This window comes from Paenibacillus tepidiphilus (genome assembly GCF_008635795.1).
GTDB lineage: Bacteria > Bacillota > Bacilli > Paenibacillales > Paenibacillaceae > Paenibacillus_AQ > Paenibacillus_AQ tepidiphilus.
Genome location: NZ_VWRQ01000019.1, coordinates 78,534 through 92,126, shown reverse-complemented (window position 1 = coordinate 92,126; position 13,593 = coordinate 78,534). Strand labels below are relative to the sequence as shown.

Genomic DNA, 13,593 nt, shown 5'->3' with positions numbered 1-13,593 from the left:
TTTGAACAAAAGTAAGCTTGGAATCGGAGGCGCGAAATTGGCCACCTGAATTTGTCGCCGCAAGCTGGTATCGGAAGCATATGCTGCCGCCGGATCAGGCTCCTAAAAGAAGCCGAAATGGAGAATTCCACGGCGGCACAACGGCCGAAATCGGAAGTCCGACATCCTCTCCGGGTTCACTCTCCGGGTTTATCCGGTAAGATGATAACAGCAACAAGCCAGGTCCGCACCACGATACGGCGCTGACCTGGCTTTATTCTTCCTGCAAACTGTTCAGTCTGCAGCCTGTTATTTCGCCTGCAGCGCCTTGCGCTGCTTGGGCTTGGCGTTCTTTGCGGGCTCCTCATCCGTCCCGTTGCCCCCGCCGAGCTTGAAGACTAGGATGCCGCCGACGATGACGAGCACGCCGATCAGCTGATTCCATGTGAACGGCACCTTCTCCAGCCCGAGCCAGCCGAGCGAGTCCCACAGCAGCGCCGTACCGAGCTGGGCCGTCAGGACAATCGAGATGGCATACGTTGCGCCGAGCAGCTTCGTGGCCTGCACCAGACAGATGACGACGCCGACGCCGATGATACCGCTGAACCAGTACCAGAGCTCCATGTGACGCAGGGTGAACATATCCGCCCCCTCAAAGATCAGCCCCATCACCAGCGACGCGATGAACCCCATGCCCAGCACCAGCGTGGTCGTCGACCACGAGCCGGTATGCTGATTGACCTTAGTGTTAAAAATATTTTGCAAACTGACCAGCGCCCCCGCGATCATAGCCAGAATAAGTCCGATTACCATACTGTTTCACTCCTTCATCCATTCCATTCTTCATAAATATTGCGTCCGGCAAGCCTGCCGAGACCCTCTCTGTCTTTAACCAAGATGAATCCTTTACTGCGTTCAATGAGGCCCTGTGCGGCCAGCTTCTGAATGACCCGGTTCAAATGCCGGTAGCTGGTGCCGATGAAATTGGCCGTATCCGTCAGACTGATCGTGCTAAGCCGGCCTGTAAATTCCGGACTCGACTCGTCATAAGTGATGGAGAGCAGATAGCTGGCCAGCCGGACCTCTACCGGATGCATCAGATTCAGGCTCAGGAAATGCGATTTCCGGTAGAACTTCTCGGTAATAACCTTCAGCAGGAATTGCAGCAGAGGCAAGTGATCCTGTCCATACTGCCGCAGCAGCCGGTAATTGATGGCCAGCATGAGCACCGGCGACACCGCTTCAACCGTGTTCAGCATTTCCGTACACTGGATATATTCTATATCTCCGATCAGCTCCAGCGGTGATTTGAAGCCGATAATCAAGGTTTTGCCTTCGGCCGATGTCGTGTAAACCTTGAGCTTGCCCTTTACCAGTACATAGAGCTTCTCCGAAGGGTCGCCCTTGATGCAGATATGCTCACCAGCCGCGAAGCTGACCAGCATCAGATGCTTCTGCAATTCCCCGGCAAAAATCTCCCCCAAACCGTGCATCCGCAAATAATCGGCGATCCGCTCCCGGTCTGTTATCTCTTTCATGGCACAGCGTCCTTTCCTTCTGATCCGTCTACTGCCGCCTTACAGCTTGAGAATAATAACACCCGCGATCATAAGGCCAATGCCGATGAACTGCGGCAAGCGCATTTTTTGCTTGATAACACCGAACCAGCCCCGGCTGTCGATGACAAAGGTCAGGAACAGCTGGGCAATCAGCAACGCCGATATGGACAGCGTCACCCCGATATTCTGAATCGCAGTCACTTCGCTGAAAATAATAATGGCGGCAAAGGCACCCCCGAACAAATACAGCGGCTTTACCTCTTTAAAGCCTTGCTTGCGGCCATCGCGGGCGAACAGCAGAATGACCAGCGCCAGAATAAATCCGGTGAATTGTGTAACGGTAGCGGCCTGCCAGGTGCCGATGTCCTGACTGATCCGGGCATTGGCTACGCCTTGCAGCGTTATGCAGGCTCCCGCCAGTATGGCGAATATAATCCCTCTCATCTTCGGTCTCTCCTCTATATCATCTCAGTTCTTATTAAACGGCATCCGGCAGCTATTAAGGAAGGACATATGTCCTTTATTTCAAAATCGAGCGCCGCTCGCGCGAAAAGCCCGCCTTCAGCCGGCGGACGGCCGGCAGGCGGGCTTGCAATCCACGCTATGAGAGCAGCTTCATTTCCTGCAGCCGGTCAAAAATAAGCCGGCTCACCGCAGATACCTTATCGCGGTCACTGGAATCCAGCCATCCAAGCTCTTCAATCTCAGCAGCCGGTGCCAATTCACCTTCATAGTCCGCGCTCAGGCAGGTCATCACGACATTGACGCCTTCCGCCTTGCCGTGCGCCGCCGCTTCAAAGCGCCCGAACGGCCGGATGCTCTCCGGCTTGATGCGCACGCTCAGCTCTTCTTCGATTTCGCGGATCAGCGTCTGCTCATCCGTCTCCCCTGTCTCCCGTTTACCGCCGGGAAAGTACCAGGTGTCCTTGCCCTTGGAGCGGGCGCCCAGTACCTTGCCGTCCACTACGTGAATCCAGGCTACTTTGTCAATATTTCCGCTCATATGAATCCCTCCTCGATGTCCTTGCCAGTCTCTATGTATTTAAACGCATTTGATGCGGCACATAAAGGACATATGTCCTGCGGCTGCCTGCACGGCAAGAAGTCCGTGATCCGTAAGTAAGCCGGGATGAACCTGCCTGCCCTTACCATGCTCCATTCAGCGGAATTTAATCCGCCAGATTCCCTCAAAAAAACGGCTGGTTCAAGGACATCCCCTGATCCAGCCGTTTATTGTCTGGTCCGTCCCCAGACGCTGCTCTCTTACCTGAACTGCTCTGTTACTTCACAATAATATTGTCGATCAGGATTGCTGTATCATACACACTGTCACCCTGATCCCATACGTGGAAGCGAAGCACAATCGAAGCCTTGCCGGCAAATTGGCTTACGTCAAACTCCACATGCTTCCAGTTGGTCATATATGCGGTGGAGTCACCGCCGTAGAAGTCTATCGCCACCTGATTCTCATCAATCCAGTACATTGTCGAATCGTTAATGGATTCAAAGCCGATAATTACGGATTCCTCACCGTAGACGCTCTTGGTTACCGTATCTCCCCCAAAGAGATGGGAGGTAACGAGCGCAGCCGTTTCAATGTAGACACTGGAAGTTACCGTGGCCTTAAACGTATCGTTATATTTGGTTCCGACGAACTCCTTCGGCTCCTCAGAGATGAAGTTGTAATCGAACGACAGGGTAGTCGCTCCCTCAGGAATCAGGAAGCTCTGTTCAATATAGCTGTTTGAGTTAAGGTCGACTCCGCCGTTATCATTGTTCTCAAATCCAAGACCGGTACTAATAATTGCCATGAAATTCCCTTCCGTAGGCTTCAGCGGGCCCAGCTTGGAGATCACTCTCACGTCCCCGTTGCCGTTCCAGCCCATCCAGTTGCCTGATTCGAAGGTTCCGTTGATCAAGCCCTCAGTCTTAACGCCGATATCGCTGCCCTTCATGGCAAATTTGGCGAAGCCGTCATTTGCGCCATTGGCAGCTACAGCAGCCTGGAAGGCTTCCTGGGTCGTCTTGCCTTCCTTCACCAACGCGCCGAACAGCGACTGGGCAATTCCCTGATCATAGGCAAGCTTGACATACTCGGTATACCCATAGTAAGTGCCTGCACCGTTGTTGATGAAGGCATCCGCCATAGAATTGTTATAGAAGCTGCGGCAGCTGCCGTTGAAGACGATCGTATCCGGCATCATATCGTTGTATCGTGTGATAAAAGATGGCGTAATCGCATAATATCCGGAGATAATGGCCAGTCTGCCCTTTTTCAAATCAAGCTCATACGCTTTTTTGGATGCTGCGGTCGCTTTCTCCCCGGTCAGGAACATCACTTGCGGCCCGGCGGTATTGAAGTCGATACCGTATTTCGAGTGCAGGTACTGGAGCACCTTTTCATCATAAAAAGTATCTCCATGGGTATCCAGAACAACGACGCCATAACTGCTCAGCCCTTTGAAGAAGCTGACATCCGCCGAGTCATCCTTCACTCTCTCCGCCGTAAATGAGCTGCTCGATTGAACGAACTCATTGTACACGGCATCATACACCGTGGACGATTCCAGTTCGCCTGAGAATGGAGAAATGACGGCAACCCGGCTGCTGCCGATTGTGTTGACATTTTGTTCTGCAGGCTCTTCTACACTTTGCAAGAGCGAGCTTATCTGCATGGCATCGGCAGAAGCGGTGTTGGCCCCCGTGCGGCTTAGGCCTTTGGAATTCTCAGGAGCCGCAGAAATGCCGCCCAGGATTCCGCTGTCCAGTACATACCATATGCCTCCGCCGGCCTCGGAAGCACCTGCATACTGCACTTCCGCCTGTGTTTGCAGCCAGGCGACGGTCTCCTGCTTGGCCTTCTGCAAATCGCCGTATTCGGCCGCCAGCTCTTCCAGCTTATCCTGAGTGCCTGTCTCAATGATTGCGGACTGCGTAAGCTGCTCTGCCGTAAGATGCTGAATCACGGACAATTTGAAGACTGTGCTTGACGGGACATCCCCCGTATATACCTGCAGATTGATGTAGCCCTCGCTGCTTTGATCCAGAGTTGCCTTGCCGCTGTAGACTCCATCGGCTTTAAGGCTGTCCCCATGAATTTCCAGACCATCATCATGCAGGGTTGTAATTTCGGAGATGACCTTGCCGCCTGCATCCACTTCATAGACACTGCTGCTTACCGTTTGGGACCCTTCCAGGGGTACACGGAACACGACCTCTGTCGCCTCATCCGCGTAGATGGAATCGGTATTCTCACCATTCACCGCCATTTGAAGGCTGCCAAGACTCGCAGGAGGTACAGGAGTTGATGTTGGCGCTGCGGTTGGCGCCGGTGTTACTGTCGGCGTTACTGTTGGTGCTACTGTCGGTGTCGCAGTTGGCGTTGCCGGCACTACCGGAGAGGTCCCGCCGGATCCGCCGGATCCGCCGGATCCTCCCGATACCGGAGCCGGCGTCGGTGTTGCCGTTGCCGTCGGCGATGCTGAAGGCACTGCATTATGATTGGTCACTTCATCAAGAAGCGCCTTGGATTTCTCGACATAAACGGACTTGTTGGTGTTGAATTCATAAGCCAGACGGGCCAGAGCCTGCCGCTCCGCATAGTCTTTGGGCTTGAATTGCACCGTTCCGTCACCGGCTGCAGTTCCGTTGATTAAGCCATTCTTAAAGGCAAGGGATATCCCTGCTTTGGCCCATTCGGATACTTCTGACAGGTCAGACAGCTTACTATCCAACGGGAGCTGCTTGGCCGTCTCCTCCAGCTCAAACGCACGGATAAAGAACACAACCAGCTCTTCGCGGCTTACCTTTGCGTCCGGACTGAAGGTCGCCGGAGAGGTCCCTTGCGTAATGCCGGATTCGACCAACGCACCTACGTATCCGCGGTACCAGCTATTGGAGGCGACGTCTTTAAACGGCGCAGCCGAATTGCTGTTTTCCTTCAGCCCCATGGACAACACAATAATCTTTGCCAATTCGGCGCGTGTCATAGCCTTGGTCGGTTTAAAGGTATGATCCTCATACCCGGAGATGATTCCTGCTTCTACTAATGCTTGTATTTCCTTTTGCGCATAAGAACCTGAAATGTCTTTGATCTGCGCTGACTCGCCAAATGCCAATTGCGGCATAAGACTGCCCAGCAGCAGGGCAAATACCATCATCAGACTTACGCTGCGTCGTACTTTCTGTACCAGCATCGTTAACACCCCTTCTATGTATGTTATCAATGAGCAGTGTTATCCCATATAGTCCCGGGAGGGGTCCCAGGGATAGGGCAACGGACCAAATTTCGACAGCTTCTTTAGTTTACATTAGGACTAGGAGATTTCACAGGTATAAATATACATAATTTTCTTTCCTTTCGCTGCGCACTTATCCGGCTCGCAACTTTCCAGTGCCCCATCCGTCTACAATTTTAAGGAGGAATGATAGCATTGAGAGCGCCCTCTATCCTATGGTTATCAGTATGCATTGCCGGGACATTACTTGTATCCGCATGCGCAAAGGCAGACAAGCCTGCACAGGATGCATCAATAAGCAGCCATGCAAGTCAACCTGCTTCTGTTTCTGCTTCCGCTGCAACGCCGGGTCCTGCTGCAGATTCCGTGTCTGCTCAGCCGGTTTCCGAAATATTGATTGATCCTGCAGCCCAGGTGTTCAAAGATATTACAGAAACAGAATTCCAGCAAGGTGTATTTATTGATTTTGCCCCGTATCCACAAAGCTTCTTCAACGAAGAGATCATCGCGAAATTCAAGGGCAGCCTTGAAGCCGTTACCGCTCAGAATGTAGAAGACTTCAAGCCATTCATGCAGGAAGACGGGTATCCGCGGGAAGCCTTGTTCTTTAGTGAGCCGGATGTACAGTATATGTTCTACAACCTCGACCTCCTGGAGAAAATTAAAATCGACGGACGCGATCAGATTCGTGTGGGGGTCCGCTACGCCAAGAAATTTCCGGATGGCACCGTCCAGAATCAGGGCATCACTTACTTCTTCACGCAAAATAAAGCTGGCGTCTGGGGAATTGCGAACATTGATTAACTTAGGCATGACAAACAGAGCAGCGGCCGCCCCGTGGTTGGGAGACCGCTGCTCTGTTTGGTTGATGACGCTGCTTTTGTCAGAAAAACGCCTCTAGCCCTCTTGTTGTTCGTGTTGTTCGCGTTGTTTGCGTTGTTAGCGTTGTTCGCATTGTTCGCGCTATCTTTCCCTGCGCTCTTTAATATGCATATGCCGCTCCGCTTCCTCCCAGGGTACCGAATACGCCTGTCCTTTGGAGCAGAAGATGGAGGCACCCGTATATAGCGGGTCGGCATTCTTATTGTAATTCTTCGCCAGAACGACGGCCTCCGTCTGGTGGCAGGGCTGGTACCCCGCCACGCGCAGGGATAACGATCCTTTGCCCTGTGTCATAGAGGCCAGCCGCACAGCATAGTTCATAAAGCTGGCCACGGGAACTGTACCGGAAATAACGGCCTGGCTGCCGGTCATCTCCGGCGGCGCAAAGCTTCCGGCAGCCTGGCGGATATCCGTCATCACCCTGCCCAGGTCATCCGGATGTATCCGGATTTTGCAGGCATAGACCGGCTCCAGCAGCACATTATCCGCCTGCTCCAGCCCCTGGCGGAGCGCCCGCAGCGCGGCTTCGCGGAAATCACCCCCGCTAGTATGCTTGTTGTGCGCCCGTCCGCTTAGCAGGGTAAGCTGCAGGTCCGTCAGCGGCGATCCGGTGAGCAGGCCATGATGGCCTTCCTCCTGCAGAATCTGCACGATCTGGTGCTGGTAGCCGGTGGCCAGATCATCCGGATGGCAAGCATTGATTACCGTGATCCCGCTGCCGCGTTCCCCGGGCTCCAGCTTCAGATGCACTTCGGCATAGTGGCCCAGCGGCTCAAAATGCCCATATCCGTACGCCGTGGACACAATGGTCTCCTTATAGAGAATTTCCGGCTCACCGAAGGTAACGGTGATGCGGAAACGCTCCCGCAGAATTTGCTCCAGCACCTCAAGCTGAATCTGGCCCATTACATGAATATGCAGCTCCTGCAGCTGCTCCTCCCAGCTGACATTCAGCGAAGGGTCCTCGGCGCCAAGGATCATGAAGGCCTGCAGCACTTCCTTCAAATGTGCGGGCGGCGCGAAGGCTACGCGCGATTTCAGCGTCGGCACCAAATCGCTGCCCGCAGACCCGGCAATTGCGCCCACCCCGTCACCGGGCAGCGCGGACGAGAGCCCGACGACGGCGAATAATTCACCGGCAGCTCCCCAATCCGCAGCCTCTTGCTTAGAACCGCTGACTTTGCGGATCGCGGTCACGCGCTCCGAGAGCCGCTGCCCCTCCGGCCCATAGGACAGTTCATCCCTGACTTTGAGCAGGCCCTGCAGCGCTTTGATATAAGTCATCCGGGTGCCTTTGTCGTCGTGGCGGATTTTGTAGACTCTGCCGGCAAAGGGCAAAGTATGATCATATGCGCTGACCGTCAAAGCCTCCAGCTGCGCAAGGAATTCGGCTATTCCCTGATCCTGCAGGGCCGAGCCCGCCGTACAAGGGAACAGGGCCCCGCTGTGTACCATGGCGGCCAATTCCCGGTGCCACCCATCATCCGGAAGATTCCCTTCCAGATAGGCGCTGAACAACCGTTCATCGCGTTCAGCCATGAATGCCTTCAGCTCCTCCGGCATGGCCTGAGACGTCAGACGCGGCAGCAACACGGCATCCGGGCTGAGCGTCTCGCGGATTTCCGTGAGCACGCGCTGCGGATCAGCGCCGGCGCGGTCCGTCTTGTTGATAAAGAAAAAGGTTGGAATCCCGTGCCGCCGCAGCAAATGCCAGACTGTCTCGGTATGGCTCTCCACCCCTTCAACCGCACTGACGATGACAACGGCGTAATCCAGCACCTGGAGTGTCCGTTCCATCTCCGGGGAGAAATCGACATGGCCCGGCGTGTCCAGCAGAAAGTAGCGGGATGAACCGTAGACCAATTCCGCCTGGTCGGCGAAGACGGTAATCCCGCGCGCTTTTTCAATCGCATGCGTATCGAGAAAGGTATCCTTGTGATCCACCCGCCCCCGGCTGCGAATGGTCTGTGTATGAAAGAGCAGTTGTTCGGCAAGCGTGGTCTTGCCGGCGTCCACATGTGCCAGCAGCCCGATGGTTTTGTTCATCATTATTCAGCCGTCATACCCCTCCGCGAATATGGGGAGCCACGTCCTCCCGGTACCAGGCGCCGAGACGCTTCATTTCCTCCGCTGTAAACGGCGGAACCTCCGATGCCTGCAGATTATCCGTGACCTGGCCTTCATTCTTGAAGCCCGGAATCACGCAGCTGACCGCCGGGTGGCCGAGAATCCAGCGCATCGATGCCCGGGTCATATTGCCCCGCCCTTCAGCTATCCAGTCCAGGCTGCGTGCCAGTTCCACTCCTTTGCGGAACGGCAGGCCGGCGAAGGTCTCGCCTACATTAAAGGCTTTGCCGTTGGCATTATAATTGCGGTGGTCGCTGGCCTCGAATTCACTGTCTTCCTTGAACTTTCCGGTGAGGAGACCGCTGGCGAGCGGCAGTCGGGCCAGAATGCCTACCCCCTGCGCCTTTGCCCGGGGCAGAAGCTCAAGTGCCGGCTGCTGGCGGAAGAGGTTGAAAATGACCTGCAGCGCCTGGACACCCGGAGCCTCCAGACAGAGCAGTCCTTCCTCTACGGTCTCAACGGAGACGCCGTAATGGCGGATTTTGCCCTCCTGCTTCAAGCGGTCCAGCACCCCGAACACACTGCCGTCACGGAGAATCTCAATCGGCGGACAATGGATCTGATACAGGTCGATGGCCTCCCGCTGCAGCCGCCGCAGACTCTGTTCGCAATATTCGCGCACCTGCCGCTCCGAATAGGTGTCCGGATTATGAATGTCCCCGGCTCGGCAAAATTTCGTGGCAATATGAATTTCATCCTCTTTGCCTTTGGTCGCCTTGGCGAGCAGGTCCTCGGCATGGCCGGAGCCGTATACGTCGGCGGTATCGAAGAAATTAACCCCCTGCTCCATCGCGAGGGCAAGCCCGCGCAAGCCGTCCTCATCTCTGCTCATTCCCCAGTCTCCGCCGATGGCCCAGGTGCCAAAGCTCACCTCGCTGACTTCAAGTCCGGTGTTGCCCAGTTTACGGTAGTTCATCTATGCTGCCTCCTTCTATGCTCAAAAGTAAGTTCGCAAATGGTGTTCCTCCCCTATTATGTACGCCCGTACACCATAGGTCCAGCAGGAATTAAGCGTTTACTTTAATACAAAAGCGTATACCGGATAATCCTCCATCGGTTCGAACCCCAGCTTGAGAGCCAGCCTGTGCGAAGGCAAATTGTCATGTGTAGTTTCCCATAGCGGATGCTTTCCCTGTGCCAGATAGTAACGGATTAATGTAGCTGCAGCCAGCATGGCATAGCCCTTTCCGCGTTCCTCCGCTGCAAACGTATCGGTATCTACAAAATACTCCCTATCCAGCATCAACCCGTTATTCCGGCAAAGCGCCAGCATTTCCTCACCGCGCAGGACCGCTGCTCCGGTCCGGGTCATTTGCTGGAACCTCTTATTTACAGCGGCAGGATGGCCCGGCCCGTCTTCCAGAACCGGATATTCACCGATCTCTACACGCAGCTGACCCGCAGGCCCCGGAATAATCAGCTCCGGCAGCGCTGTGAACTTCTCCAGATTCAGCACATAAGAAGATTCCCGGTGCTTAAGCACCTCAAGCCGCTTTATTCCCGAGCGGAGAAACCGATCCAGCCCACTGTAGTCTCCGGTGTACACTTCGAACCATCGCTCATTGCGCAATTCGCAGTCCGGGACGGCTGTATTCTCTACAAAAGCGGCAAACTGCCGCAAGGTCTCCGCCTGTTCCATGTCGCCCTCAAAGTACATCCATCTGTCTGTAGCCCAGACTACAGCCGCCGACGGATCAACCAGTCGGTCTGCAAATACGCGGCCCGGATAGTTGCCGTGCAGGACAGCCAGCGCCGGGATATACTGCTTCTTGCCGGTAAAAAAAGACTCTGCCAGCAGATACTGCTCTGGCTTCAACTCTATCATTATCGCTCCTGCTTTCCGCGTTATATTATAACTTGTTAGCTTCAACCGCGGCCTGAACTGCCGCAAGGAGCCTGAACTGCCGCTGTCAGCGGCACGGTTCAGGCTCCTTGAGTTTCCGGCTTTAGCGGTTTCCGGGTTTTAATTGTACGGAACCCGTCTGGTCAAACTTTAGTTCGATTTTCGCACACTAATTTCACCATTTTTAAGTTTTACAGCTAACTAATTCGATAATCGCCACTTAATTTGTCCAATATCTGGGCCAGAGCGAACTTTCACCCATATTAAGTGGCGATTATCTAACTAGATCTGCAATTCCAGTCAATAAGTGCGAATTAGTTGGCGTATTTCCACTTAGTACCTCGACAGCAGCCATTAGCAGCAAGCCACTCTCTCATTCTAGCTCTCCCGCCACCGCTCCAGCAGCGGGCCTTGCGCTCCGTAAACGGGATCGCTATCCGGCAGCGGCACGCGGGGAATCTCCGCCAGCGCCGCGTCGTGGTCGGCGGTATTGTCCCGGCGGGTGTTGTAGCTCATTCCGCCGGGATACGCGCCCGCCACGCGGAAATCGCTGCTGGCCGACAGGCGTTTGTGGCCTGTTCCGGCAGGCAGGACCACGATATCGCCGGCGCGCACCTCAAGCGCGGCGCCATGCTCACCGCCAAGCTGGAGCCGGGCGCTGCCTCTCATCACGCCCAGCACCTCATGCGAGTTGCCGTGATAGTGATGATAACCGAACACACCGTTCTGCCAGCTGTTGCCCCAGCCATTGCGGTTAAACAGCTCCTCGGCGGATTCGGGATGCTCCCTCAAAGCGCCGGAATAGACCAGCACAGGCAGCCCGGGATTGTTCGGGACAAGGCCATCGTCCGTGAACCGGAAGGGCTTGACGGTAATTTCCGAAGCAGGTACGGGTGCAATATGCGTCATATACATCAGCCTCCTCTACTGGAACCCCGCTACATACTCCCGCAAAGCGGGGCTTCCCAGATCATTACCCTTCAGAAGCGCAGCACCAACACAAAGGCCATGCCCTGTTCCCTGGTCTCGGCGTACAGATCTCCATCCATCTGCCGCAGCAGCTGTCTGGAGATGTATAGTCCCAGCCCGTTGCCCGGCTTCCCGGCGGAATTCGAGCCGCGCCAGAAGCTGCTGAAGATATGCGGCAGCTCGGCTGGCGACAGCGAAGCCCCCGTATTTTCCACCTCAATCAGTTGGCGGTACTCTTCCACCCGGAAAGACAGGCGGATGGCCCGTCCATCGCCGTACTTCACCGCGTTGTCGAGCAGATTATCCATGACCTCCTGGAGCTTAGCCGCATCCCCGCGCAGCAGCTTGTCCTCGTAAGGGCCGATGTCCAGCCGGATCTTGCGCAGCTCCAGCCGTTCCCGGTGATTCTCCAGCACCCGCTCCTGCCAGTCGCTCAAATAAAACTCATGGCTCAGGACACTGATCTCCTGCAGCGGTGAGGATGAAGCCGTGATCAGCTCCGCGATCTGCCCTTCGATGATTTCCGCCTGCTGTTCGATCTTCCTGGCCGTCGCTGCCCGCTTCGCGTCATCTGTATACAAGTTCCCGTACAGCGCGCTGGAGTACAGTTTGATCGCAGCCACCGGCGTCTTCAGCTCATGGGAGAGCGACGCAATCAGCGTCTGCCGCTCCTTCTCCAGCCGGACATTGGTCTGCTTCTGGGCCTCCAGTGTCTCGCGCAGCACATCCAGCCCCCAGATCAGCCGCCCGAAATAACGGTGCTTCAACTCCTTCATGCCGGTGGGTACACGCCCGCGGGCCAGAGCATACGGCAGCTCCTCGATCTGGTGGAAGGGCCGAATGATAGCTTTACGGATATACAGCAGTACCGCATAGATTGCGGCCAGCGCCAGAAGCAGCAGCCCGCCTGCGATCCATAGCTCCGTGCGCTTCTGCTCCAGCACCTGGTAGCGAATCCGAAGGTAACCGGACAGCTTCACCCCGTCAAACACCGGCTGTACCGTATATTCCTCCTGATCCGCCACCCCGTCGCCTGCAAAATACCGCGCCAACTCCCCGCTCCCGCTGCCTGCAGCTATCCAGTCCACATTTTGAATGTAGCTGTAGCCCAACTCTCGCGGTTTCAGCCCGGACGGATCGGCTCCGTTCTGTACCGCAGCCATGAGCCGGTTGATTTCAATCCGGTACTGCTTATCGCTTCTGGTTCCGGGTTCACTCCAGGCCCAGAGGAAATAAACACCGATCAAGACGGCACCGGCAATCAGTGTCCAGAGCATTATGCGGTTAAACCGTTTCATACTTGTATCCGACGCCCCATACCGTGACGATGCGTCGCGGCTCCTTGGGGTTATGCTCGATTTTGTCACGCAGCTTGTTGATATGTACTGTAAGTGTAGACGGCTCGCTGAAGCTGTCTGCCCCCCACACCTGCTGGAACAGCCACTCCTTGCGCAGCGCCTTGCCGTTATGATCCAGCAGCAGCACCAGCAGCTCATATTCCTTCATCGTCATTGGCAGCGGCGTTCCGTTCTTGAATACCTGCATGGCGTCACGGTCTACTACAATATCCCCGTCGGCCAGAAGCTGTTTATCCGCCTTCATGTCATAGCTGCGGCGCAGCTGCGCTTTCACTTTGGCCGTCAAGAGCTGCACCGAAAAAGGCTTTTCCAAATAATCGTCCGCCCCTAGCTCCAGCCCGATAATCTTGTTGTCGTCGCCGTGCCGCGCGCTCATGATCAGAATCGGCAGGTTATACCGTTCCCTGACCTTGGCACAGACGGCAAATCCGTCGAGCCCGGGCAGCATAATATCCAGCAGCAGCAGCTTGACCGCACTCCGCTCCAAATAATCAAGTCCCTCTTCGCCTGTAACCGCAGTATGCACCGAATAACCCTCTGCCTGCAAAAAATCGCGAATCACATCCGCCAGCTCACGGTTATCTTCAATCATTAATATATCCGCCATGGTTCCCCTCCCTTGCAGGTACGGCAGCTCA

General features: G+C 55.2%; 12 protein-coding genes. 1 reads left to right on the top strand and 11 read right to left on the bottom strand.

The genetic code is table 11. The annotated features are described in order from the left end of the window. Nucleotides 1–288 precede the first annotated feature (288 nt). From F1379_RS21820 to F1379_RS21800, 5 genes are all read right to left on the bottom strand, one after another. Nucleotides 289–792, bottom strand: coding sequence for a DMT family transporter (locus F1379_RS21820; RefSeq protein ID WP_150273926.1), 504 nt, complete (start codon nucleotides 790–792; stop codon nucleotides 289–291). Between the two features lie 14 nt (nucleotides 793–806). Continuing rightward, complete coding sequence (locus F1379_RS21815) at nucleotides 807–1,517, bottom strand: Crp/Fnr family transcriptional regulator (RefSeq protein ID WP_150273923.1); 711 nt, start codon at nucleotides 1,515–1,517, stop codon at nucleotides 807–809. 39 nt (nucleotides 1,518–1,556) lie between these two features. Then, nucleotides 1,557–1,982 (bottom strand): DMT family transporter, encoded by a 426-nt coding sequence (locus F1379_RS21810; protein WP_150273921.1) that lies wholly within the window; start codon nucleotides 1,980–1,982, stop codon nucleotides 1,557–1,559. A 157-nt stretch (nucleotides 1,983–2,139) separates the two neighbouring features. After that, entirely contained in the window at nucleotides 2,140–2,541 is a 402-nt protein-coding gene (locus F1379_RS21805) for an NUDIX hydrolase (protein WP_150273919.1), read from the bottom strand. Nucleotides 2,542–2,818: 277 nt separating this feature from the next. Next, complete coding sequence (locus tag F1379_RS21800; protein WP_150273917.1) at nucleotides 2,819–5,734, bottom strand: S-layer homology domain-containing protein; 2,916 nt, start codon at nucleotides 5,732–5,734, stop codon at nucleotides 2,819–2,821. A gap of 228 nt (nucleotides 5,735–5,962) precedes the next feature. Between F1379_RS21800 and F1379_RS21795 the strand changes: the two genes are divergently transcribed. Further along, the gene (locus F1379_RS21795; protein WP_162551235.1) at nucleotides 5,963–6,580 is read left to right on the top strand and encodes a hypothetical protein; all 618 of its coding nucleotides are present in this window, start codon (nucleotides 5,963–5,965) and stop codon (nucleotides 6,578–6,580) included. A gap of 159 nt (nucleotides 6,581–6,739) precedes the next feature. Here the strand turns inward: F1379_RS21795 and F1379_RS21790 are convergent, their stop codons facing one another. The 6 genes from F1379_RS21790 to F1379_RS21765 all read right to left on the bottom strand — a co-directional run bounded on the left by F1379_RS21790 (nucleotide 6,740) and on the right by F1379_RS21765 (nucleotide 13,562). Further along, nucleotides 6,740–8,707, bottom strand: coding sequence for an elongation factor G (locus F1379_RS21790; RefSeq protein WP_150273912.1), 1,968 nt, complete (start codon nucleotides 8,705–8,707; stop codon nucleotides 6,740–6,742). A 10-nt stretch (nucleotides 8,708–8,717) separates the two neighbouring features. Further along, nucleotides 8,718–9,701, bottom strand: coding sequence for an aldo/keto reductase (locus F1379_RS21785; protein ID WP_150273910.1), 984 nt, complete (start codon nucleotides 9,699–9,701; stop codon nucleotides 8,718–8,720). A 99-nt stretch (nucleotides 9,702–9,800) separates the two neighbouring features. Next, entirely contained in the window at nucleotides 9,801–10,610 is an 810-nt protein-coding gene (locus tag F1379_RS21780) for a GNAT family N-acetyltransferase (protein WP_150273908.1), read from the bottom strand. Between the two features lie 396 nt (nucleotides 10,611–11,006). After that, nucleotides 11,007–11,537: a cupin domain-containing protein gene (locus F1379_RS21775; RefSeq protein WP_150273906.1), complete on the bottom strand. Its 531-nt coding sequence runs from the start codon at nucleotides 11,535–11,537 to the stop codon at nucleotides 11,007–11,009. Between the two features lie 71 nt (nucleotides 11,538–11,608). Further along, the gene (locus F1379_RS21770; RefSeq protein WP_150273903.1) at nucleotides 11,609–12,895 is read right to left on the bottom strand and encodes a sensor histidine kinase; all 1,287 of its coding nucleotides are present in this window, start codon (nucleotides 12,893–12,895) and stop codon (nucleotides 11,609–11,611) included. After that, a complete protein-coding gene (locus F1379_RS21765; protein ID WP_150273901.1) occupies nucleotides 12,882–13,562 on the bottom strand; it encodes a response regulator transcription factor in 681 nt (226 codons plus the stop codon). The genes F1379_RS21770 and F1379_RS21765 overlap by 14 nt, the downstream gene beginning before the upstream one ends. Between the last annotated feature and the right edge of the window lie 31 nt (nucleotides 13,563–13,593).